We start from the raw sequence: 23,692 nt of genomic DNA, 5'->3' as shown, positions 1-23,692 counted from the left end.
CATCAGGGCTTGTCGCCCCGCAACACCAGCAGCCGGTATCCCGTCCCGTCCGAGGCGTAGTTTCCGGCCCATTTATGACCCCGCGCATCCAGTTCCGGCAGCAGTATGGCGGGCTCTGCGGGCAGCAGCGCAAAGATGACATGGCCGGGTTTGGCAGCCCTGATCGCCGCCAGGATACGGGCCGCCGGCTCTGCCGGTTCGGGTCTGGTCAGGTCAAGAAAGACGGTGGGATCGGGCCAGTCGACCGCTTCCAGCGCGCTGCCCGGGCTAAGCTGATAGGCCGCCTGGGCGCGGATGAAATCCACCTGCCAGATATTGTCCCCCTGTTCGGTTTCCTCGTGGATATAGCCGCGTCGCTGCATCACGCTGAACAGCGGAACCGGGCGAAACGGGGCCAGAAGGCGCAGCGTCTGGCCCTCGGCAAGCCCGTCGGCCGCCTTGATTATGGCCAGGATCGGCTCTTCGCCCGCGGCCAGCAGGGGCCTGACATCCAGCGTGACGATCTTTTGCATCGGTGGCTTCCTTGCAGGTGGCGGTCGGAATGAGGCGCGGATACTGCCGCCGAACCGCCTGCGGGTTCAGCGGGTCGTGCGGGATGCGTCCTGGGTTCTGCCTGTGTCATGCAAAGCGGTGGTCTTGTCCCCTGCTGTCCAGCGCCAGGATCTCGATACCGGGCAGCCTGGCCATCGCGCTGCGGATCGCGGCGGCGGGGGCAAGGCTGAACCCGGTGGAAAGCGCATCGGCCAGCCCGGCCGTGTCCGCGATGACCGAGATGCGGCGCCATGCCGCGCGCGCGGCGCCGGTGGCCGGGTCGATCAGATGTGGCAAAAGTCCCGCCGCGTCAAAGGTAAAGCCGGCGGCCTCGGTCGTGGCGATGGCGCGATCGACCAGCCCGACCTCGGTGCCGCCGGGCAGGGCGACCTGCCAGGGATCGCGCGCGGTCCTGCCGCCGATGGCGCGGATCTCGCCCATATCGACCAGCGTGTGTTCGGCCCCGGCGGCCCGCAGGCGCGTGGCGATGCAATCGGTGATATGGCCCTGCGCGATGCCGTTCAGCGTCAGTTGCATGCCCGCGGGCATGGCGATCCGGTCGCGGCTGACCTTGACGCGGCCGAAGCCTGTCAGGGCGCGGGCCGCGCGGATCGCGCCGGCATCGCCGCCGGCCGCATGCGCGCGCCAGAGCGGCTGGACCGAGGGATCGAACCGGCCGCCCGTCACCCGATGCGCCAGCCCGGCAAGTTCAAGCGCGGCGACCATTTCGGGGCTGGGGGCGACCAGCGCGCCGCTTCGGTTCAGTCGCGACAGTTCGGAATCCGCGCGGTAAAGGGTAAAGATCGCTTCGAGCCGGCGCAGTTCGGTCGCAACCTCGCGCAGGATGGTCCGGGCGCGCGTCGGATCGGGGTGGTTCAGGATCAGCCGGACCGGCGCGCCCATGGCCTGCCCGTGCCAGATCGCGGCGTCACCGGCCGTTGCCGGATCGGCGATCAGCGGCGCGCCAAGCGCGGCCGCCGCGATGGTCAGGAAACGGCGGCGTCTAATTCGCTGCATGCTCGCCCCCTGCCGCTGTGCCATTGCCCAGAACCTCGTCAGGGGTGAGTTCGTCGAATGTCTGGACGATGCCGCCCTTTTCCGCGGCAAAGGCCTCGGCCGCCTCGCGGGTCGAAAAGGGCACCAGTTCTGCCCCGCCCATGCCGCCCTGCGCGGAAGAGCCGGTGACATAAAAGGCCGTTTTCGCGTCGATCCAGTTATCGGCACCGGGTTCGGCCCAGCTTTCCGCCCGCGCCATGTCCGAGACATAGAGGCCGCCGTAATCCTTGACCTCGTCCGGCATCATGGAGAACGCGATCGTGTCGCGCGCGGACGAAAACCAGTAGGCCCCCATTTCCCTGGACAGGACGACCTGCCCCTTGGGGCCTTCATGCTCCATCAGGTTCATGCCGCAATAGCGCCCGATGGCCTCGGCGGTCATGGTTTCGGGCGGCAGGGCGGCGGTTTCCTCGGTCTTGCAGCCCATCAGCGGCAGGGCGATCAGCGCGGCGATCAGCAGCGGTTTCATCTAGAGGTTCCTTTTCGAGAATGCGGCCATGGCCAGCACCAGCGGCACCGCGCTCCACAGCAGCAGCGCGCCGGTCAGCAGGCCGGGTGTCAGTTGCGAACTGTCATAGACCCCGCCCATGCCCGACAGCATGGCCGATGAGCCTTCGCCCAGGGTCAGCAGGCGATAGGCGTCGGTCGGGTTCAGCACCAGCGCCAGGTCCATGACCCAGCCCGCCACGGCATGGCCGCCCCGCGCGACCAGCGCCGCCAGCAACGCCATGTCGTAGATGGCGACGAACAGCAGCCACAGCCCGATCGCGATGCCGGCCGCGGTCGAGCTTTCCTGAACGCTGGCCGAGGCAAGCGTGCCAAGCGCCAGAAACACCGCGCCCAGCAGGATCGAGGCCCAGATCATCATGGCAAAGGCCTGCCAGCCCGCCGCGCCGTCGCGCCAGATGACGAACAGGGCTGCCAGGCCGAAGCCGATCACCGTGGCCAGCGCCATGATGACCAGCTGCCCCAGAAACTTGCCGGCGATCACCTGCGGGCGCGACAGCGGGTGGCTCAGCAGCAACAGCAATGTGCCGCGCTCGACCTCGCGCGTGATGGCGTCATGGGACAGAAGCAATGCGATCAGCGGCACCAGAAAGATGGTCAGGCTGGACAGCCCCACCACCACCACATCCAGCGCCGCGGTCGAGGTGGTGCCGGTCGGCGCCGATCCCAGTGCCGCGATGGTCAGCGCCAGCGCCGCCATGATCAGGGTGGTCGAAACGACCCAGCGGTTGCGCATGCCCTCGGCCAGCTCGCGCCGCGCGATGGTCAGGATGGCGGGTTGCGGGTTGGGCATCACGCGGCCTCGCGTTTCAGGAAATGGGCGTAGATGTCGTCAAGGCTCGGGTCTTCAAGCGTGATCTCCCGGGCCTCTGCCGCGATCACCTGGCGGAGGGCGGGGGCCTTTTCGTCCTCGGCCAGCTCGATCTGCCAGTAGTCGCCGGCACGGGTGGCGCGGTTGTCGGGGCTGGCATCGGCGCGAAAGCGCAGCCGCGAGGGCAGGCCGGCCAGCCGCCGCAATTCGGCCATGGTGCCATCGGCGATCTTGCGGCCGCGATTGACGACGATGACGCGGGCCGCCTGATCCTCAAGCTCGGTCAGCGCGTGCGAGGACAGCAGCACCGTCGCGCCGGCCCGCGCCAGTTCCGCGACGATGCCGTAAAGCTCGCGCCGCAGCGCCGGATCGAGGCCCGAGGTCGGCTCGTCCAGCAGCAGCAGGCGCGGCGTGCCCAGCAGGGCCTGCGCAAGGCCAAGGCGCTGGCGCATCCCCTTGGAATAGCCGCGCACCGGGCGGTCGGCGGCCTCGGCCAGACCGACGCGTTGAAACAGCGCGTCATGCCCGCGCGCCGGCAAGCCCTTGAGCTGCGCATAGAATCCCAGCGTCTCGCGGCCGGTGAAAGCCAGGTGGAACTGCACGCTTTCGGGCAGGTAGCCAAGCTGCCGCCGGGCCCCGGTGCCATGCACGGGGTCCGCGCCCAGCACCTGCAGCCGGCCGGCATCGGGCCGCGTCAGGCCCAGCATCATCTTGATCTGCGTGGTCTTTCCCGCGCCGTTATGGCCGACCAGAGCCACCACCTGCCCCGGTTGCAGGCTATAGGAAAGCTCGCTGACCGCGGCGCGGCCGCCATAGGTCTTGGTCACGGCTTCCAGGATCACGGTCGCGTCACTCATGGCAGCGGCCTTTCGGAATTGGGAAACATCAGCGGGTTGCTGTCGGTCACGCCGCCGGGCAGCACGGCGGGAAAGCGGGCCTGCGCCCAGCGGATGATCTGGACCGAGGGGCTGGTCAGCAGCATTCGCGCCTGCGGGGCGGTCCACATCACCTCGTCCACCATGTCGTTGGGGCGATAGGCGGCATCGGCCAGCCCGTCGCCGTTCAGATCGAAGGCGGCATTGTCCGACCAGTAATTGCCGACGCCGTCCTGCGACCATTCCAGATAGCGCGAGCCGACATATTTCACCTGCACGCGGTTGCCGATGAAATCGTTGCGCGACATCAGGTTGCCTTCGGCCCCGGCGGTGAAATGGATGCCAATGGCGCAGCCCTCGAAACGGTTGCCGGTGAACGCGTTCCGGTTGGCGTTGTAGATGAAGACGCATTTCTCGGGCGCGATGCGGCCGCCCGCGCCGCTGCCCGGCTCGATTTCCGGCACGCCGGCCTCGATGCTCTGGCCGGCATCCAGCCAGCGCGCGGCCGGCGCGAGACGGCCGGTGACGCGGTTATCGGTCAGCACCGAGTAATTGGCCGAGTTGAACAGGAAACCATAGTCGCGGTCGTTTTCGGAACTGTTGCCGGTGACCTTCAGCCGGTCCGAGAACATGATCGCATAGCCCATGGCATTGTCATACGAGACGTTGCCGCTGACCTCGCTGTCCGAGGTGTTCATGTAATGAATGGCAAAGCGCGTGTCGTGGATACGGTTGGCGCGAAAGGTGTTCCGTTTCGAGATATAGACGAAGATGCCGTCGCGGCCCCAGGATATTTCGTTTTCCGCGACCACGGCACCGGGGGCGTTCCAGACGCTGACGCCGTTGCCCAGTTCGGATTGGCGGCCGCGGCGGCCCTCGATGCGGTTGCCGGCGACCAGCGCATCGCGGGCGCCCTGAATGCGCACGCCATGCAGGTTGTCGCGCAACAGGTTGCCGGTGACCCGCGCGCCGGTGGCGTTGGCGGTCAGGAAGATGCCGGAATCCATCCGGTCCAGATCGCTGCCCGAGCCGGTGATCTCGAGCCCGGTGACGGTCGCGCCGGGGGCATCGACCAGGATGGCATGGCCGGCGTTCCGGCCATCGACCACGGCGCCCGGTTCGCCGCGCAGCGTCACCGGGGCGGCGATCTTCAGGGGGCCGCGCCAGCGGCCCGCCTTCAGCACGATTTCGTCGCCCGCACCGGCGCTGGCCAGCACGGCCTCCAGTTCCGCCTGGGAGGTCGGCTGCAAAACCTCGGCCGCCAGCAGCGGCGAGGCGATCAGCGCAAGGGCAAGGCCCATGATGCGGGCGGCGCGGATCATCAGGCCGGCTCGACCAGCATCCGGCCCTTCATCTCCATGTGCATGGCATGGCAGAACCAGCTGCAATAGTACCAGTAGACCCCGGCCCGGTCGGCGGTGAAGGTGACCGAGGCGGTGGCCTGCGGCGCGACCTCCATGTTGATGCCGTAATTCACGATGGCAAAGCCATGGGTCAGATCCTCGACCTCGTCGATATTGGTGACATAGACCGTCACCTCGTCGCCCTGTTTCACGGTAAAGCTTTCCAGCCCGAAAACCGGCGCCGAGGAGGTCATGTAGACCCGCACCTTGTTGCCGTCGCGGATCACTTCGCTGTCGCTGAGCAGGTCGATGCCGTCCTGTTCGGCCTGCGCCACCGCATCGGCAAAGAACGGGTCGTCGCGGCTCCAGATCGAGACCGGGTTGATCTTCGAGGCGTGGATGATCGTCGCGTCATGCGGCTCGGCGAAGGTGGGGTTGTCATGGACCAGCTTCATCTCGTCGCCGGAAATGTCGATCAGCTGGTCGCATTCCGGCTTGAGCGGGCCGACGTTCAGGAAGCGGTCCTTCGAGAACTTGTTCAGCGACAGCAGCCACTGGCCGTCCGCCTCCTTGGTCTGGCCCATCGAGGTATGGTTGTGGCCGGGCTGGTAATGGACATCCAGCTTCTGCCTGATCGGGTCGACCTGCTCGCCCTTCTGCGCGCGCACCGCGTCCTCGATGTTCCATTTGCAGATCTGGCTGTCGATGAACAGCGTCGTATAGGCGTTGCCGCGACCGTCAAAGGCGGTGTGCAGCGGGCCAAGGCCCAGCTCCGGCTCGGCGACCACGGTGTCGCGGGGCTGGATCTTGCCGGCGAAAAGATCGTCGAACAGGCGCACGTCCAGGACCGAGACGGTGGGCGACAGCTTGCCGTTGGCGACGATGTAATTGCCATCCGGCGCGGTGTTGATGCCGTGCGGGCTGTTCGGGATCGGCACATAGCGGACCAGCTTGTTTTCCGCCCCGCGCCCGTCCAGGACGCGCACGCCGTTCATCATCTCGCCCTCGCCGGCGGCGACCGCGGCCTCGATAGCCTGCAGGTTGAAGATGGTCAGCCAGTCCTGATCCTTTTCCATCATCTCGGCCAGGGTGACGCCGCCTTCCGAGTTGTAGCAGGTCGAAAAGGCATATTTGCCCTGATAGTCGCAATCGACATTGTCGAGGTTGCCGTCCACGATGACCTGCCAGGCGACCTCCATCGTGTCGCCGTCGACCGCAGAAAAGATCGAGTAATAGGCCGAGGGATCGTCCAGCGAGGTGCCGTCATTGGGCAGCGGAACGCCATCCTCGCCATTGCAGAACACATAGCCGGTGCGCGGGTATTTCTGCACGCGCAGCCCGTGGACCGTGTGCTGGTTCGGCAGTTCGATGATCTTGTCGCAGCGCATCACGTCCAGGCGGATGCGGGCGACGCGGGTATTGGCCTTGTCGTTGATGAAGAAATAGCGCCCGTCATAGGTGCCGTCGGTAAAGGACGGGTGCGGGTGGTGGGCGTCGCCGTTCAGGTAGATGCCGCCCTTGTCCTTGAGGAATTCCCGGGTCTGCGGGGTCAGCCCCTCGGTCAGGACCTTGCGCGATTCATTGGTCAGGCCCCAGCCGGTGCCGCTTTCGCGGTTGAAGATCGGCACGCGGGTCAGTTCCCGCATCGAGGGCAGGCCCAGGATACGCACCTCGCCCGAATGGCCGCCCGACAGCAGCACGTAATATTCGTCCAGCTCGCCCGGGCCGACCTCATAGGACAGGCCGCCTTCCTGCGCGCCGGCCTGGCCGGCGGCGATGCCGGCGGCGGTCAGACCCGCGCCGGTGCCGATCACGGCGCGCGAGCCAAGCGCGCCGGCGCCCGCCGCGACGACCGAGCTTCCAAGCAACTGGCGCCGGTTCATCCGGATCTTTCTGTCTTCCGTCATCTCATGCTCCTTTGACATGCTGTGTTTCGGATGGGGTTGCGCCGCGCTGCGCCCGGAATGCCGGTGGCTGCTGGCCGTTGGCTCGGGCTGCGCCTGCCGCAGAATCGGGTTGGGTGGCGGCCGGATGCGGCTTTGCCGCGCCGGGCCCGGCGCTGCGGGCGATCTTTTCGCGCCGCGCCTTGACGGTGATCATATGCGGGCAGCGGGTGTCGTCGTGGTAAAGCACCTGGCAATTCATGCAGTAGATGCATTCATTGACGTTGATATTGCCCTCGGGGTGGATCGCCTTGACCGGGCAGTCATTGGCGCAACGATGGCAGGGCGAGCCGCATTCCGGCCAGCGCTTGAGCCATTCGAACATCCTCATCCGGCCGGGAATCGCCAGCGCCGCGCCCAGCGGGCAAAGGTAACGGCAATAGAAGCGCTCGATGAACAGGCCCGGCAGCAGGCAGGCCAGCGCGAACAGCACAAAGCCCCATTCGCGGGCGAATTTCAGGATGATCGCGGTCTTGAACGGCTCGACCTCGGCATAGATTTCCGCATCCGACAGCGAATAGAGCGACAGCCCGAACAGCCCCAGAAAGATCATGTACTTGACCGGCCAGAGCCGCTCATGCAGGCCCCAGGGCAGGTCGATCTGCGGCACGCGCAGCTTGCGCGCGATGGTGTTGGACAGTTCCTGCAGCGCGCCAAAGGGGCACAGCCAGCCGCAGAACGGGCCCCGTCCCCAGAACAGCAGCCCCGCCGCGACCGCGCTCCACAGGATGAAGACCAGCGGCGCGGACAGGAAATAGTCCCAGGAAAAGCCCGACAGCAGCGAATTGAAGAAGGTCAGCACGTTCACCACGGAAAGCTGCGTGTTGACCATCCAGCCCAGCCATACGAGCGTGAAGGTCAGATAGGCGCGGCGCAGCCACAGAAACAGCACCGGCCGCCGGGTCAGAACGTCCTGAAAGAAAAAGATCGCGGTCAGCAGCGCCAGCGCCACGCCGGTGATGGCGATATTGACGCGGTTCATCTGCCAGATGGTTTTCCACAGCGGCGGGCCATCATCCGCTGCCAAGGGCTCGCCCACCCGGGGCTGTCCGGGCGCGGTCGTGGCGACCGGGGAGGGGTCAGGTTCGGGGGCGGGCAGCAGGTAGGTTTCGGGGATCCGATAGGCCAGATCAAAGGGGATCGTGGCCTTTTCGCGCCCCTGCGTCGCGCGCTGCACCAGCATTTGCAGGTCAAAGGGCCGGGTCACGTCCAGAACGAACCCCTCGGGCACCACGAACAGCGCGATCTCGCGCAGCCGCGGCGCGCCCTCGGCCGCCAGTGCCGCGATGCGGGTGTGGTCGCGATCGTGGAAACGCAGGCCCTGACCGTCCTGGATCAGCTCGATCCGGTCGAAGATGCCGCCGCGCACATAGCCCGAACCCTTGAAGCTGTAGGCCCCGTCGCCGGCGACCAGGACCGCCGCCTGCCCCGTCGCCAGATCGCCCGCCATGCGCTCGTAAAGGACATCGCCCAGCAGGCTGCGCCCGATCGCGGGAACCGAGACGGGCGCCAGGTAAAGGCTGATGAAATTATCCTCGGGGTTCCTGCTTTCCGGCTTTTGCGCGGCCAGCGGCTGGCCGGCCTCGTCAAAGGCTTGCGACACCTCGCCCACCGTCATCACCAGCGACCGCACCGAGCCGTCGCCCAGCAGCACCTGCCAGTCCCTGACCCCGGTCACCGAAGGGTCGAGTTCGCGCGCGGCCTCGGCCGGGGCGGTCTGCGCGGCGAAACCTTCGAGCCGGCCCGAGCGGATCAGCTTGACCGCCGAGCGCACGATGCTGTCGCCCATGACCAGCACCGTGACCGTGGCGCCGGCGACGATATCGGCCTGGGGCGGCTTGGCCTCGCCCGCCGCGACGCGGCCCAGATCGGCGCCGATCAGCCCGTTCAGCGCATCGAGAACGCGCTGCTCGGGGATGCCGATCAGCACGATGGGCTCGTGATGCTCGACCAGGTTGATGCCCCTCACGATGCCCTGGGTGTCGATGCCGACAAGGATATGGATGGGCTTGCCCGAATAGCCGGTCGAGGCGGTGAAATCGCTGTTCAGATAGGCATAGCCCAGTTTCTCGGCGCCTTTCATCACCGGCACGATGGCGGGCGAACCCTCGGCCGCGCCGTAGCCGTCGGCGCCCTCGAAAAGCTGTTCGGCCGGTGTCTGCTGCAGGGCCTCGTCAAGCGTCATGGCGCCGGCCGCCGCAGCCGCCAGAAGCGTGCAGGCGGCGATCAGAACCGCCCGGAGCCAGGCGGAAAACAGCTTGAGATTGAGCATGCGCGCTTCGATCCTTGGCAGGCCATTCGTCCCCGGGGGACAGTCTGGCAGATCGAATTCGGCGCGACTTTGCGCTGCCGCAATGTTGGGTGCGAAGGGATCGCGTTTCCGCCCCTTACAGCGCGCCGAGCGGCACCTTGAGGAAGCGCCTGCCGGTTTCGTCCTCGGGCGGCAGTTCGCCCGCCTTCATGTTGACCTGAAGCGAGGGGAGGATGAGGGTCGGCATCTTCAGCGTGGCGTCGCGGGCTTCGCGCATGGCGATGAACTCGGCGCGCGCGCGGCCCTGGCCGACATGGATATTGTGATCCTGCTGTTCGCCCACGGTGGTCTCCCAGGCGATGTCGCGGCCATTGGGGCCGTAGTCATGGCACATGAAAAGCCGGGTCTCGCGCGGCAGGGCCAGTACCTTCTGGATGCTGTCGTAAAGCGTGCCGGCATCGCCGCCGGGGAAATCGGCGCGGGCCGAGCCGCCATCGGGCATGAAAAGCGTGTCGCCGACAAAGGCCGCATTGCCCATGACATGGGTCATGCAGGCCGGGGTATGGCCGGGGGTGTGGAGGGCGCAACAGGCCATGCCGCCGATCCGATAGCTGTCGCCGTCATCGAACAGCCGGTCGAACTGGCTGCCGTCGCGCTGGAATTCGGTGCCCTCGTTGAACAGCTTGCCAAAGGTTTCCTGCACCACGGTGATGTTCCTGCCGATGCCGATCCTGCCGCCAAGCGGGGCCTGGATATAGGGCGCGGCCGACAGATGGTCGGCATGGACATGGGTCTCGATCAGCCATTCGACATGCAGCCCCCGTTCGCGCACATAGGCGATGATCGCATCGGCGCTGTCATGGCTGATGCGGCCGGCGGCATAGTCGATATCCATGACGGAATCGATGATCGCGCAGGCGTCCGAGGCGGGGTCCCTGACCACATAGGAAATCGTGCTGGTCGCGGGATCGGGAAAGGCTCTGACCTCGGGTTTCACGCTCGGATCGGCTTTGCAGGGCATGGGCTCCTCGTGCGTTCAGGCGGATTGCGGGGAACGGGCGGCGAGGGCCTTCAGCCCGCGCGCGATCAGCAGGCCAAGGGTCAGGGCCGCGACGAAGATCAGGGCCACGGGGCGCAGGCTGCCTCCGGCGGCGGCACTGTCTGCGGGCCTCGGACATGAGCGGCTGGCTGCTTCTGGGCCTGCCCGGGGCGCTGTACATTTCGGGGCTGGCGCAAAGCTGGATCGGCATCGGGCTGTTCGTCGGCGCGCTGATCAACTGGATCGTGGTCGCCCCGCGCCTGCGCCGGCAGACCGAGGAATATGACAACAGCCTGACCATTCCCGGCTTTCTGGGCAACCGCTTTCCCAGCACGGCGCGGCTGCTGCGCATCGTCTCGGCCATCGTGATCGTGGTGTTCTTTGCGGTCTATACCGCATCGGGTCTGGTGGGCGTCAGCCGCGCAACGCCCGACCGGGGTGAGTATCGCGCGCCGAAAACAGTCTGAGGCCGCGCCTTTGTGCCCGTCGCGAATACGGGGCGGGCGCCTTTTAGCTTAGCCTGATGGTCCGGGAAGCAATGCAACCACAGTGCTGGTATCAGCGGCCAATGACAACATGATACTGCCCGGAAAGAAAGCTTTGCGAGCCCAGGAAAGCAGCTTTTCCATCCGTGTTTGATAGTGCTTATCATGCGCAGAGAACTCAGCCGCGAAATCGGCGATTACGCTTTTCACCTTTCCTCTAAGTTCGGCTGCAGAGTAAAGGTCTGCCGTTTGTATGACGCGCTCTATGCAGTTCAACTGGATCAATAAGGTTCTTTGGGCATATTCGTCCATATCCCAAGTCTTGACCTCTGCTATCAGTGCTTCGGTCTCACGCATCATCTCATTGCGGTCTGGAAGCGTACCACTGCATACGCCCTTTTCTTCGATTTGCTCGACGACGCTGCTAAGCCTTTCAAGTTGTGCTTCGGACAATAAAGCGCCTCTTGAGTTTCCGCTGCCCCGTGTGACTAACGCGTTCAAGAGGGCGCGTTGCGTGGTTTCGATACGTTCAGTCATATCGACCCGACGTTCTTCCGATGTGAAGGATGCCCTGCTCAACTCGTTGCGAGCTTCTTCAGCAAGTGAGGCAATGCGCGAGAATACAGTAGCAAAATCGTTGCCAACATCTGCCAAAGCAAGCGCGGCATTGCCACCTTGTCTTTGAAATGCGTCATTGAGGGCTTTCGCCATATTCAGAAGAAGCCTCGCAGCAGTATCCGTTATCTAAGCACTCATGGACTGGTTCAATCTGCAGAAAGCACATCTGTAAGACCCGTGACAACCCGACGAATGGCTATCCCTGCACCCTGCAAGTCCCTTCCCAAACCCCATGTTTTCCTGTAAACGCCCCCAATCTGCGACGTGATGCCCCATGCCCCGGGGCTACGCAAAGGATAGGGGCAGGCGGCAATGGGGCCGCGAATATGACAGGGGCGGCCAGAGGGCTGGCACGTACCCAGAGGAAATCAGATGTTTGATGAAGTGAAGAAATCGATCCAGTGGGGGCAGGAAACGCTCACTCTGGAAACGGGCAAGGTCGCGCGTCAGGCCGACGGATCGGTCATCGCCACGCTGGGCGAGACCAGCGTCATGGCGAACGTGACCTTTGCCAAGGAGCCGAAGCCGGGTCAGGACTTTTTCCCGCTGACGGTCCACTATCAGGAGAAATACTATGCCGCCGGCAAGATCCCCGGCGGCTTTTTCAAGCGCGAGGCGCGCCCGACCGAGAAAGAGACGCTGACCGCGCGTCTGATCGACCGTCCCTGCCGCCCGCTTTTCGCCCCCGGCTTCAAGAACGAAGTGCTGGTCATGTGCACCGTGCTGTCGCATGATCTGGTGAACGACCCCGATATCGTCGCGATGATCGCCGCATCGGCCGCGCTGACGATTTCCGGCGTGCCCTTCATGGGTCCGATCGGTGCCGCGCGCGTCGGTTTCGTTGACGGCGAATATGTGCTGAACCCCGAGGTTCAGGATATGGACCAGCTGCGCTCCAACCCCGAACAGCGCCTTGATCTGGTCGTCGCCGGCACCAAGGACGCCGTGATGATGGTCGAGTCCGAAGCCTATGAGCTGACCGAGGACGAGATGCTGGGCGCCGTGAAATTCGGCCACGAGCAGATGCAGCCGGTGATCGATCTGATCATCAGCCTGGCCGAATCCGCCGCGAAAGAGCCCTTTGACTTCCAGTCGCCCGATTACAGCGCGCTTTATGCCCGCGTGAAGGACCTGGGCGAGGCTGACATGCGCGCCGCCTATGCGATCAAGGACAAGTCCGACCGCCAGGACGCCGTTGCCGCCGCCAAGGACAAGGTCAAGGCTGGCCTGTCCGAGGAAGAACTGGCCGATGCCAATCTGGGCTCTGCCCTGAAAAAGCTGGAATCGGGCATCCTGCGCGGTGACATCATCAATGGTGGCGCCCGTATCGACGGCCGCGACACGCGCACCGTGCGCCCCATCGAATGCGAAGTGGGCTTCCTGCCGCGCACCCATGGCTCGGCGCTGTTCACCCGTGGCGAAACCCAGGGTCTGGTCGTGACCACGCTGGGGACGGGCGATGACGAACAGATCATCGACGCGCTGCACGGCAATTTCCGCAGCAACTTCCTGCTGCATTACAACTTCCCGCCCTATTCGGTCGGCGAGGTTGGCCGCGTGGGCAGCCCCGGGCGCCGCGAAATCGGCCATGGCAAGCTGGCGTGGCGCGCGCTGCAGGCGGTACTGCCGGCGAATACGGATTTCCCCTATACCATCCGCGTGGTCAGCGAGATCACGGAATCGAACGGCTCCAGCTCGATGGCCTCGGTCTGCGGCGGCTCGCTGTCGATGATGGATGCGGGCGTGCCGCTGAAGGCGCCGGTGGCCGGTGTCGCCATGGGCCTGATCCTGGAAGAGGACGGCAAATACGCGGTGCTGACCGATATCCTGGGCGATGAGGATCATCTGGGCGACATGGACTTCAAGGTGGCCGGCACCGCGAACGGCATCACCAGCCTGCAGATGGATATCAAGGTGGCCGGCATCACGCCGGAGATCATGCAGCAGGCGCTGTCGCAGGCGCGTGACGGCCGCATGCATATCCTCGACGAGATGTCCAAGGCGATCAGCGAGGCGGGCTCCTTCTCGGCCCATGCGCCGCGCATCGAGACCATGCAGATCCCGACCGACAAGATCCGCGAAGTGATCGGCTCGGGCGGCAAGGTCATCCGCGAGATCGTCGAGGTCTCGGGCGCCAAGGTCGATATCAACGACGATGGCGTGATCAAGATCGCCAGCGCCAATGGCGAGGCGATCCAGAAGGCCTATGACATGATCTATTCGATCGTGGCCGAGCCGGAAGAGGGCAAGGTCTATACCGGCAAGGTCGTCAAGCTGGTCGATTTCGGCGCCTTCGTGAACTTCTTCGGCAAGCGCGACGGGCTGGTCCATGTCAGCCAGATCGCCGGCCGGCGCCTGAACCACCCCAACGAGGTGCTGAAGGAAGGCCAGGAGGTCAAGGTCAAGCTGCTGGGCTTTGACGACCGCGGCAAGGTCCGGCTGGGCATGAAGATGGTCGATCAGGAAACCGGCGAGGAAATCGCGCAGGAACGGAAAGAGGACGCGCAGGCCGATTGACCGGCGCGACAGCTTGAGTTTTCGGACCGGCCCGGGCAATGCTCGGGCCGGTTCCTTATCCGGAGACAGGAATGCACAGCGCCTTTTACATCACGGTCGATGACGGGTATCTGGGCATCGGGCTTGCGCAGGCCCGGCGGCTGCGGGCGCTGTGGCAGATCGACGTGCATGTCTTCATCGAAGGGGCCGGCGGGGTTCAGCGTGACGAACAGGGCGCCGGCGGCGTCTTTGTCCATCGCAACCTGATGCGCGACCTGATTCCGCAGGGGCTGCCCTCGACCGAAAGCTGGCCCCGCATCGTCTATGGCCGGATCTTCGCCCCCTATCTTTTGCCGCAATACGACCGGCTGATCTATCTGGACGCGGATATCTTTCCGATGGTCGCGGCGCCGGAACTTCTGCAGATCGAATTGCCCGGCGGGCTTGCCGCGGTGCAAGACGCGTCCACCATCGGCTCGGCGCCGCGCTCGGCCGGCGGCATGAGCCGCGACGACTGGCTGCGCTCGATCGGGATGCATACGCAGCGCTATTTCAATGCCGGGGTGATGATGCTCGACCAGAAGAAATGGGCGGCGGTCGATTTCGCGGCCGGGCTGCTGGCCTTCATGGCCCGGCACGGGCAGGCGGCGCATACCCAGGATCAGGACTTCCTGAACTGCCATTTCCAGGACCGCTGGACCGAGATCAGCCCGCGCTTCAACTATCAGAAAGCGCATTTCAACTATGGCTATGAAAGGCTGTTCGCCCCGGTTTTCCTGCATTTTTCCAGCTTTGAGAAACCCTGGCGGCAAGAGGCGGCGCCCGATACCGTGCATGGCCAGTTCTTTGCCCCCTACAGGCAGATGTTCGCGGCCGCAGGGATAGATCATCGCGACTATCTGCGCGAGCATCGCGAGGCGGGCATCCGAAGGCTGCGCGGCGAGCTGCGCCGCTGGCTGACGCGGCATGGCGTCCGGACCGGCAAGGAACGGCGGCTGCGGCAGGAATGGCAGCGCAAATCGGACAGCCTCTATGAGGGGCTGCGCGCCGATGCCCGGGCCGACCGCTATGCCGACATGCGCTTCACGCTTGACGCCAGGCCGCAGCCGACCCTGTCCTTTGACGGCAGCTATCTCAGGCGCAGTCTGGATGTCAGCTATGCCCCGATCGAATAAGAACCCGTCGCCCCGTTTTCCCGGCCCGCGCCGCGCGCCGGCGTCCCGCATCCCCGGAGGTTTCCCATGCGCGATCTAGCGACACTTTGGGTCGGTCATCTTGGCCCCATCGAATATGCCAGCATCGCGTCGTTCCTGCGGCACGGTCATCGTCTGACGGTTTACAGCTATGACAGGCTGGCCGGATTGCCGGCCGGGGTCGAGGGGCGGGATGCCAACGAGATCCTGCCTGCGAAGCAGGTGGCCATCTACAGCCGCGAGGGCAGCCCTTCGCTGCATTCCAATTTCTTTCGCTATGCGCTGATGGAGCGGACCGAAAGCGTCTGGGTGGATCTGGACATTATCGCCTTGCGGCCCTTTGATTTTCCGGGCGACCGGATCTATGCGCATGAAAACCCCGAGCGGGTGAACTGCGCCGTCCTGCGCATGCCGCGCAATTCGCCGGCGCTGGCCGAGCTGTTGCGGTTCCGGCCCGGGATGCGGGGCATCGCGCCGCATATCACCGGCCTGCGGCGGCTGAAATACCGCATCAAGACGCTGGGCCGGGGCGTTCCCATCGAGGAATGGCCCTGGGGCAGCACGGGGCCGCGCGCGCTCTCGGCCTATCTGCGCCGCCATGACGAGATGAAATACGCCCTGCCCGCAGAGACATTTTACCCGGTCGCGCCGCAGGAATGCGAGAAATTCGTGCGGCCCGGCGCCCTGAGCGATGACGATTTCGGCGCCGGGACATACGGGGTGCACCTGAGCGCATCGAATGTGCAGAAGATGCTGCTTCGTGATTTCGGCGGCGAAATCCCCGGGGAATCGTTTCCGGGCCAGCATGTGGCAAAAGCCCGGGCGGCCGGCTATCTGTGAGGGATGGGGGGGCGGATCCGGGCCCGTCCGGGTCATTGCTCCGGGCCGCGATGCGTGCCAGGTTTCCGAAACATTTCCGTTCCGGAGCGAGTCATGGATGAAGCCGTTCGGGATCTCTTCGCGCGCTATCAGGACTTCTTCAGGCGTTCTCTGGCGGGCGACTTCGACGAGAAAGAGGTCGCAGAGCTATATGCGTCCGAATTCATCGCGGCGTCGCCGGCCGGGGTCATGGCCGGAAAGAATGACGGGACACTGGTTCAGGCGATGGTCCAGGGCTATGCGCATTATCGGGAAATCGGCACCCGGGAGATGCGGATGCAGGGGCTGCGCCTTTCGCCGATAGACGATCGTCATTGCGTCGCCCATGTTTCCTGGATCGCGATCTATGCGCGGGACAACCTGCCCGAGACAGCGATAGGTTTCGAGGTCCACTATCTCGTGCAGGTCCGGGATGGCGCTGCAAAGGTTTTCGGCTGGGTGTCAGGCGATGAGCAGGCGCTGCTGAGGCAGCACGGCATCATCTGATGGCCACCGCATAGCGACCTGCCACCACGCGGGACGATCCGGCCGCAGACAGGCTTTGCGACCCGTGCCGCCTGTCGCGCAGCGCCCGGGATCACGGCAGCGGAATGAACTCGTCCCGGTCGTCCCGGGGCAGGTCGAACAGGCCCCGGCCCCAATTCGCCGCGCGCCATTCCTGCTTGGCATGTTCGATCCGTTCGCGGGACGAGGCGACGAAATTCCACCAGACATGGCGCGGCCCGTTCAGCGTCGCGCCACCAAGCGCCATCAGACGCGCGCCGCGCTCGCCGGCGGCGACGGTGATCGCGTCGCCGGGGCGGAATACCATCATCTGCCCGGCATGGAACTTCTGCCCGGCAATCAGGACCGAGCCCTCGGTGATGTAAAGGCCGCGATCCTCGTGATCGTCGGGCAGCGGGAAACGCGCCCCGGCGGCCAGCGTGACATCCAGATAAAAGGTCTCGGAATAAAGCGTCGCCGGGGCGCGTTCGCCATAGGCATTGCCCAGGATCAGGCGGGCGTCCACGCCCTCGGCCCCGATCCGGGGCAGGGCCTCCTGACCGTGATGTTCGAAGATCGGGTCCATGTCCTCGCGATCCTCGGGCAGGGCGATCCAGGTCTGGATGCCGTAAAGGCTGTGCGGCCCCTGCCGCCCCTGATCCGAGGTGCGCTCGGAATGGGTGACGCCCTTGCCCGCGACCATCCAGTTCAGCGCGCCGGGCAGGATCACCTGATCCGAGCCGATGCTGTCGCGGTGGTGAAAATCGCCGCGATAGAGATAGGTCACCGTGCCCAGCCCGATATGGGGATGCGGGCGCACATCGACGCCCTGTCCGGTCAGGAACTCGGCCGGGCCGGCCTGATCGAAGAAGATGAAGGGCCCGACCATCTGCCGTTTGGGCGCCGGCAGGGCGCGCTTGACCTCGAAACCGCCAAGGTCGCGGGCGCGGGGAATGATCAGGGTCTCGATGGCATCGACGCCGATCTCGTCGGGGCAACCGGGGGTCAGGGCGGGGTTCCAGCTCATCGCTCTCTCCTTGCTGATGGGCAAAGAGTAGGCGGGCCGGATGATTCCGGCAATGCGCGGCCCGTTCGACCCCGGCGAAAGCGGCGTTCGCGCCTAGCCGCGTTGCAGCGCAGCCGCGAAACCGGCGACGAATTCGGCCAGATGCTCGCGCGTGGCGGCATCGGTCAGGTTGCCCTGATCGTCGAACAGCGTGCCCGCGCGCGACACCATCAGCCGGCCCTGAAACCATGGCCTCATGCGCAAGGTGCGCAGCACCGGCAGCCAGTGATCCTGCGACAGGATCGTGCCGAACCCGCCGGGCGAGGCGCCGATGACGGCCACCGGCTTGTCCTTGAAATGGTCCAGCCCGTCGCCGCGCGACATCCAGTCGATCGCGTTCTTGAACACGCCGGGCACGCCGTTATTGTATTCCGGCGTGACCAGCAGCAGCCCGTCCGCGTCGCGAAGCTGCTCCTGCAGCTTTTGCACCGCCTGCGGCAGGCCATCGGCGGCCTCGAGATCGGCGTCGTAAAGCGGCACCTCGCGGATCGAGCCGGGCAGGATCGTCGTGCCCTCGGGCGCCAGTTCGGCCGCCGCGCGCAGAAGCCCGCTATTGAACGAGGCGCGGCGAAGGCTGCCCGACAGGCCAAGGATGGTGGTCATGCGCTGTCTCCGTCTGGTGATCGGCCCGGGACGGGCGTCTGGCGCGACGATACATGCGCCGGGCGGGGCTGTCGATCAGGCAGGCTGCGCCATTTCCGGGGCGTCCTCGCCGGGCGGGCATATCCGGACCTGCGTGCCCCATTCGGCGCAGCGCCGCGACAGGTCGGCGGGCAGCGGCCGGTCGGTAAAGACCGTGTCGATCTCGGACAGGCTGGCGATGCGGGCGGGGGCCGGGCGGCCCAGCTTGGAATGATCCGCGACCAGAAAGGCGCGGCGCGACTGGCGCAGGATCGTGCGGCTGACGCGCACCTCGGCCAGGTCGAAATCCAGCAGATCGCCGTCATGATCCAGCGCCGAGGTGCCGATCACCGCGTAATCCACCTTGAACTGTTCAAAGAACTGGGTGGTCAGTTCCCCCACCAGCCCGCCATCCGAGCGCCGCAGCGCGCCGCCCGCCACCATGATTTCGCAGCCCGGATTGGCCAGCAGGATATTGGCCACGTTCATGTTGTTGGTGGCCACGGTGATGTTCGAATGCCGGATCAGCGCCTGGGCGACGGCCTCGGTCGAGGTGCCAAGGTTCAGGATCAGGCTGCAATTGTCGGGGATCATGGCGGCGCAGGCGGCGCCGATCGCCGTCTTGGCATCGGCATTCATGCGCCGGCGCGCCTCATATCCCAGATTGACCGTGCCGGCGCGCGGCACCGCGCCGCCATGCACACGCTCGAGCAGGCCGGCCTCGGCCATTTCGCCCAGATCGCGGCGGATGGTCTGCAGCGTGACATCGAATCGCTGCGCCAGATCCTCGACCAGGACCCGGCCGTCCCCGCGCGCGAGTTCGAGGATCTCGTTCTGGCGGATGCTGAGGGCCAAGACATGCTCCTTGCCGGGCGGGCGTCGCGGGAAACGGAAAGGCCGGGGCGCTTTCCTGTCTGTGCGTATATATTCGTATTTTTGCGAATTGGCCGTCAAGCGAAAGTTTCTTGACCGGATCGGATCGGCGGTGCAGCCTGCCGCCGGTGCAGCACCGGAGAAAGATCAGATGACCGTTCCGCCCTTTCAGTTCGCCTTGCCGGGATGCGTGGTTTTCGGCCGGAACCAGGCGGCGCGGGCCCCGGCCGAGGCGCTGGCCCATGGTGCGCGCGGGGTGCTGGTCCATGGCGCGGATGGCGCGCGGGCGGAATGGCTGGCCCGGGCGCTGCGCGACGGCGGCGCGCGGCTGCGCATGGTGGCCTGCGGGGCCGAGCCGACCCTGCCCATGCTGGAGGCGGCGCTTGCGGATCTGCGGGACAGCGATGCGCAATGGGTGCTGGCCCTGGGCGGTGGCGCGGCGCTCGACATGGGCAAGGCGCTGGCGGCGCTGATCCCGGCGCCCGGGGGCATCATGGATCATCTTGAGGTGGTCGGCCGTGGCCTGCCGCTGACGGCCGCGCCCCTGCCCTTTATCGCCCTGCCGACGACGGCGGGCACCGGGGCCGAGGCCACGCGCAACGCGGTGATCGGCCTGCCAGATCATGGCCGCAAGGCCTCGATCCGCGATCCGCGGATGCTGCCGCGTCTGGCGATCGTCGATCCGGCGCTGACCGATGGCTGCCCGCGCGGCGTCACGCTGGCCTCGGGGCTGGATGCGCTGGCGCAGGTGATCGAGCCCTATCTGTCCTGCAAGGCCACGCCCTTTACCGATGCGCTGGTGCGGCCGGCGATCGGCCCCGGCCTGCGCGCGCTGATGCGGCTGATGCAGGCCGAGGATGCCGCCGCCCGCGACTGCATGGCCTGGGTCAGCCTGTGCGGCGGCATGGCGCTGGCCAATGGCGGGCTGGGCGCGGTGCATGGCCTCGCGGGGGTGATCGGCGGTGTCACGCCCGCCGCGCATGGCGCGATCTGCGGCGCGCTGCTGGGCCCGGTCCTGCGGATGAATCGCGACCATGCCCCCGATCCGGCCCGCGCGCATGAGGTCTGCCGCGAGATCGCCCTTGCCCTCGATTGCGCCGAATCCGAGGCACCACAGGCCCTTGCCCGCTGGGCGCGGGATGCCGGACTGCCGGGGCTCGGGGCGCAGGGGCTGGCGCCCGGACGCTTTGCCGCCGTGGCCGAGGCGTCGCTGGGCAGTTCCTCGATGAAGGGCAATCCCTTCCTGCCCGATGCGGCGCTGCTTTGCGAAGTGCTGGAGGCCGCCAGCCCGGGCTGACCGGACCGTTGACTGGCCGCGCGGCTGCGGCAATCCTTGCGCCATGATCAGCGAGGGCGGATGCAGGACGCCGGCAGGCAATCCGGCGACCAGAGGCGCGCGGCGGTTTCGCCTGCCGGATAAGCGAGGAGCGGCGCGCCGCCACGCCGCTGACCCTGATCACCGAATATCCCGACGAAACCCTGTCGGGCGCGGCCTTCATCGCCGCGCATGAGGCGCAGCGCGCCGCCGTGATCGCGGCATATGATGTCTTTCAGGCCCTTGATATCGCTGATCGCCATATCGGCTGAGCCGGGAAAACCCAAGACAGGCGGCGCGGTTTCTGGCATCATGGCGGGCATAGTTTAGGGCTTTTCGGAACTGCCGACCGAGGCCTCCTGAACCATTATGGGAGGGGAATCATGGTCGAAGAGGCCACGGGCGAGGTCAGATTCGCCGTTGTCCTGTATGGCGGCGTCTCGCTTGCCATCTACATGAACGGCATCGCGCAGGAATTGCTGAGCATGGTGCGCGGCAGTTCGGATCTGCCGGATGAGGAACTGCAGTCCACCGAAAAGATATACCGCGAACTTTCGCACGAACTGGCGGGCGCGCGCGGCGGCCGCAAGCGTTTCGTGATCGACATCATCTCGGGCACCTCGGCGGGCGGGATCAATGGCGTGGCACTGGCCAAGGCGCTGGCCATTGGCAGCCGCGACATGAAGGTGCTGCGCGAGGCATGGACCGACAAGGCCCATATCGGCCGGCTGCTGAACGACCGCGCCATGCAGGTCTCGGGCCTGAGCCGCACCGAATCGCTGCTGGATGGCGGCCATATGTACGAGGTGCTGTTCGATACGCTTTCGGCAATTACCGGCGACGGCAGGGCGCTGACAGAAACCCTGGACCTGTTCGTGACCGCGACCGACCTGCACGGGCAATCCGCGCCGATCCATCTGACCGGCGCCGAGCTGAAAGAGAATATCCACAAGACGGTGTTTCATTTCGCCTATGATCGCGCGCGGCCCGGACTGAACCAGTTCACCGCGGAATATGACGGCATGCTGGCCTTTGCCGCGCGCTGCACCTCGTCCTTTCCGGTGGCCTTTCCGCCGATGCGCTTCTCGGACATGCCGCGCGCCCGGCGGAAAGCGGAATATAGCGAGTTCTTCGGCAATGGCGGATCGCATGAGAAGCGGCTGTTCGCCGATGGTGGCTATCTGGACAACCGGCCCTTCAGCCATGCGATCGAGATGATCCCGTTCCGCCCGACCACCCTGCCGGGCGAGCGCAAGCTGATCTTCATCGACCCGTTTCCCAAGGCAAAGCCGGACGACAAGGCAAAGGACAGCGAACCGCCCGAGGTGGATTTCCTGCAAAACGCCATGCTTGCCGCCATGACCCTGCCGCGGACCGAGGTCATCCGCCAGGATATCAACGCCATCACCGCCATGAACCGGCGGCTGCAACGTCTGGGCGCGCTGCAGGAGCGCTGGAAAGTCGACCGGGAACAGGCAGACAAGCGCGGCCATCGGATACAAGAACCCGACAAGCCGGACAACCTGATGCTGCTGGATCTGGCTGACATGATGTCGCCTGACGGGAGCGGTTATGGCAACGGCTATGCGCTCTATCACCATCTTCGGGTCTATGACACGACCGACAGCCTGACCGGCATCGTCGCCCGGATGGCCGGATACCGGCACGATTCCGACCAGGCGATCTATCTGCGCCAGATCCTGCGGGCATGGCGGGAAGACCATTTCCAGCCCTATCACCAGCCGGGCCGGCAACCCGAAAGCGTGTTCCTGTCGAATTTCGATATCGGTTTCCGGCTGCGGCGTCTGAACGATCTGCGCGCCGCGATCGACGCAAGGCTTGAACCCGACCCGAAGGCGCCGCAGCCGCCGGAATCGGTCATCGCGCTGCGCGACCTGCGGCGGCTGGTCGAGCACGAACTGGCCGCGATGCGCCGATGGGCCTGGCCGCTCAAGGCGGATGCGGCCAGGCTGCTGAGCCCGGCCGAGATCGAAACATTGACCAAAGCGATCTCGGCCAATTATGGCGCGGCCATGCAATTGCCGACATTGGCCGCGCGTTACGAGAAAGCCAAGGAAGTCTACAAGCAAAAGGGTATCAAGCCGCTGGTGGACAAGGCGCTTGACCGTCTGGGCGCGGGCATGCGCGCCGCCTTTGACAAGAGCAGCGCCGATATCCGGGCCGCCCTTGCCCAGCCCGGATTGTCCGATCTGGCCAAAACCTATGACGGGTTTCACTGGCATGACGTCACCACCTATCCCTTTCTCGAAGGGTCCGAGGCCCAGGAACATTCCGAGGTGCAGATCTTTCGCATCAGCCCGGTCGACAGCAGTCTGAACCCCAGCCCCGAGAAGCTGGCCGGGATCAAGGTCGGCGCCTTTGGCGGCTTTCTCAATCGCGACTGGCGCGAACATGACATCCTTTGGGGGCGTCTTGACGGGGCCGAACGCATCGTGGCGGCGCTGATGCCGGACCGCACCAAGGACGAGCGCGAGCGATGGAGCGACCGGCTGCAGGACGCGATCCTGCGCGAGGAATTCGGACCCGAACTTGGCAGCGCCCGCCGGCTGGCGCTGGTCAAGGCCAAGCTGAAGGACGCGACGATCGGCGGCGATTCGATAGAGACCCTGGCCGCCGGCGCGCTGCGGATCAAGGAGCCGGCCGATCTGGACCTGCCCCGCTTTCGCGCGCTTTACACCAAGGTCCAGCCCCCCTGGCCGGGGGCCGAGGATATCGCCGGCTGGAGCAGCCGCGGCATGACGATCCTGTCGCGGATGATCTATGACCTGCCGGACAAGGGCCTGCTGGGTTTCGTGACACCGCGCATGGCGGGCGCGCTGCGCGCCGGGGGCGTGCTGCTGTCGCGCCTCATGCGGTTCGCCATGCCGGGCAGCTATATGAGGCTTCTGGCCGAGCGCATCATTTTTCTGGTGCTGTTCATGGGGATCGTGCTGGTGCTGTTGTCAGGGCCCACCGTTCCGGCGCTGGCAAAAGCCGGCTGGGCGATGATCGGGGTGTGCGCCGGCATCTGGTTCCTGCTTTATGTGCTCGGGCGCTGGCTGCGCGGTCGGGCGAGCCTGCCGCAGATCCTGCGATGGCTGCTGCTGCTTGTCGCGCTGTCGCTGATGGCGGTCGGTGGCGTCACTGTCGCAAAATACCTGTTCGGCTGACGCAGCGCGCGGGCGTCCGCGTCGCAAACATGCGTGGTCGTGTCGCAAAACGACCCCTGCGCGGCACTGTCCGGTTGGAAATATACGGTAACGGGGATAGAGCCGTCCTCGGCAGCGTCGCAGCCGTCCTTCGGGCG

The 23,692-nt window shown here is 65.8% G+C and carries 20 protein-coding genes; 7 read left to right on the top strand and 13 right to left on the bottom strand.

Going from position 1 to position 23,692, the window contains the following annotated elements; genetic code table 11:
* Positions 1-2: 2 nt before the first annotated feature.
* From IT41_RS10430 to IT41_RS10390, 9 genes are all read right to left on the bottom strand, one after another.
* Complete coding sequence (locus IT41_RS10430) at positions 3-512, bottom strand: DUF2249 domain-containing protein (RefSeq protein ID WP_036740929.1); 510 nt, start codon at positions 510-512, stop codon at positions 3-5.
* A 106-nt stretch (positions 513-618) separates the two neighbouring features.
* A complete protein-coding gene (locus tag IT41_RS10425; protein ID WP_036740928.1) occupies positions 619-1,548 on the bottom strand; it encodes an FAD:protein FMN transferase in 930 nt (309 codons plus the stop codon).
* Complete coding sequence (locus tag IT41_RS10420; RefSeq protein ID WP_036740926.1) at positions 1,535-2,056, bottom strand: nitrous oxide reductase accessory protein NosL; 522 nt, start codon at positions 2,054-2,056, stop codon at positions 1,535-1,537. Before IT41_RS10420 ends, IT41_RS10425 begins: the two co-directional genes overlap by 14 nt.
* Positions 2,057-2,887 carry an ABC transporter permease subunit gene (locus IT41_RS10415; protein ID WP_036740925.1) on the bottom strand — a complete coding sequence of 277 codons (831 nt, stop codon included), beginning with the start codon at positions 2,885-2,887 and terminating at the stop codon, positions 2,057-2,059.
* The gene (locus IT41_RS10410; RefSeq protein ID WP_036740924.1) at positions 2,887-3,762 is read right to left on the bottom strand and encodes an ABC transporter ATP-binding protein; all 876 of its coding nucleotides are present in this window, start codon (positions 3,760-3,762) and stop codon (positions 2,887-2,889) included. Before IT41_RS10410 ends, IT41_RS10415 begins: the two co-directional genes overlap by 1 nt.
* The gene (locus IT41_RS10405; protein WP_052081397.1) at positions 3,759-5,102 is read right to left on the bottom strand and encodes a nitrous oxide reductase family maturation protein NosD; all 1,344 of its coding nucleotides are present in this window, start codon (positions 5,100-5,102) and stop codon (positions 3,759-3,761) included. Before IT41_RS10405 ends, IT41_RS10410 begins: the two co-directional genes overlap by 4 nt.
* A complete protein-coding gene (gene nosZ / locus IT41_RS10400; RefSeq protein WP_036740923.1) occupies positions 5,102-7,030 on the bottom strand; it encodes a TAT-dependent nitrous-oxide reductase in 1,929 nt (642 codons plus the stop codon). The genes IT41_RS10405 and nosZ overlap by 1 nt, the downstream gene beginning before the upstream one ends.
* A gap of 1 nt (position 7,031) precedes the next feature.
* Positions 7,032-9,338 carry a NosR/NirI family protein gene (locus tag IT41_RS10395; RefSeq protein ID WP_081967523.1) on the bottom strand — a complete coding sequence of 769 codons (2,307 nt, stop codon included), beginning with the start codon at positions 9,336-9,338 and terminating at the stop codon, positions 7,032-7,034.
* Positions 9,339-9,453: 115 nt separating this feature from the next.
* Entirely contained in the window at positions 9,454-10,338 is an 885-nt protein-coding gene (locus tag IT41_RS10390; RefSeq protein ID WP_036740922.1) for an MBL fold metallo-hydrolase, read from the bottom strand.
* Positions 10,339-10,478: 140 nt separating this feature from the next.
* Between IT41_RS10390 and IT41_RS21285 the strand changes: the two genes are divergently transcribed.
* Entirely contained in the window at positions 10,479-10,823 is a 345-nt protein-coding gene (locus IT41_RS21285) for a sodium:solute symporter family transporter (protein WP_269429313.1), read from the top strand.
* Positions 10,824-10,871: 48 nt separating this feature from the next.
* Here the strand turns inward: IT41_RS21285 and IT41_RS20705 are convergent, their stop codons facing one another.
* On the bottom strand, positions 10,872-11,552 hold the full coding sequence (locus IT41_RS20705; RefSeq protein ID WP_139221680.1) for a hypothetical protein: 681 nt from the start codon (positions 11,550-11,552) through the stop codon (positions 10,872-10,874).
* Between the two features lie 279 nt (positions 11,553-11,831).
* On the opposite strand from IT41_RS20705, the gene pnp reads away from it, so the two are divergent.
* From pnp to IT41_RS10360, 4 genes are all read left to right on the top strand, one after another.
* Positions 11,832-13,976: a polyribonucleotide nucleotidyltransferase gene (pnp, locus tag IT41_RS10375; protein ID WP_036740919.1), complete on the top strand. Its 2,145-nt coding sequence runs from the start codon at positions 11,832-11,834 to the stop codon at positions 13,974-13,976.
* A gap of 71 nt (positions 13,977-14,047) precedes the next feature.
* Positions 14,048-15,130 carry a glycosyltransferase family 8 protein gene (locus tag IT41_RS10370; protein WP_036740918.1) on the top strand — a complete coding sequence of 361 codons (1,083 nt, stop codon included), beginning with the start codon at positions 14,048-14,050 and terminating at the stop codon, positions 15,128-15,130.
* Positions 15,131-15,196: 66 nt separating this feature from the next.
* Positions 15,197-15,988: a hypothetical protein gene (locus IT41_RS10365; protein ID WP_036740916.1), complete on the top strand. Its 792-nt coding sequence runs from the start codon at positions 15,197-15,199 to the stop codon at positions 15,986-15,988.
* Between the two features lie 93 nt (positions 15,989-16,081).
* Positions 16,082-16,513, top strand: coding sequence for a hypothetical protein (locus tag IT41_RS10360; RefSeq protein WP_036740914.1), 432 nt, complete (start codon positions 16,082-16,084; stop codon positions 16,511-16,513).
* A gap of 91 nt (positions 16,514-16,604) precedes the next feature.
* Here the strand turns inward: IT41_RS10360 and IT41_RS10355 are convergent, their stop codons facing one another.
* From IT41_RS10355 to IT41_RS10345, 3 genes are all read right to left on the bottom strand, one after another.
* Positions 16,605-17,537 (bottom strand): pirin family protein, encoded by a 933-nt coding sequence (locus tag IT41_RS10355; protein WP_036740913.1) that lies wholly within the window; start codon positions 17,535-17,537, stop codon positions 16,605-16,607.
* A 93-nt stretch (positions 17,538-17,630) separates the two neighbouring features.
* Positions 17,631-18,179, bottom strand: a complete 549-nt coding sequence (locus tag IT41_RS10350; protein ID WP_036740912.1) for an NADPH-dependent FMN reductase — start codon at positions 18,177-18,179, stop codon at positions 17,631-17,633.
* Positions 18,180-18,254: 75 nt separating this feature from the next.
* Positions 18,255-19,052: a DeoR/GlpR family DNA-binding transcription regulator gene (locus IT41_RS10345; protein ID WP_036740911.1), complete on the bottom strand. Its 798-nt coding sequence runs from the start codon at positions 19,050-19,052 to the stop codon at positions 18,255-18,257.
* A 169-nt stretch (positions 19,053-19,221) separates the two neighbouring features.
* Here IT41_RS10345 and IT41_RS10340 point away from each other — a divergent pair, with 169 nt between their 5' ends.
* Positions 19,222-20,367, top strand: coding sequence for an iron-containing alcohol dehydrogenase (locus IT41_RS10340; protein ID WP_036740991.1), 1,146 nt, complete (start codon positions 19,222-19,224; stop codon positions 20,365-20,367).
* A 401-nt stretch (positions 20,368-20,768) separates the two neighbouring features.
* Complete coding sequence (locus IT41_RS10330; RefSeq protein WP_036740909.1) at positions 20,769-23,555, top strand: patatin-like protein; 2,787 nt, start codon at positions 20,769-20,771, stop codon at positions 23,553-23,555.
* Positions 23,556-23,692 lie beyond the last annotated feature (137 nt).

The organism is Paracoccus halophilus, from assembly GCF_000763905.1.
Taxonomy (GTDB): domain Bacteria; phylum Pseudomonadota; class Alphaproteobacteria; order Rhodobacterales; family Rhodobacteraceae; genus Paracoccus; species Paracoccus halophilus.
Note: the sequence above shows the minus strand (reverse complement) of the source record. Positions and strands in the feature narration are given on the sequence as shown.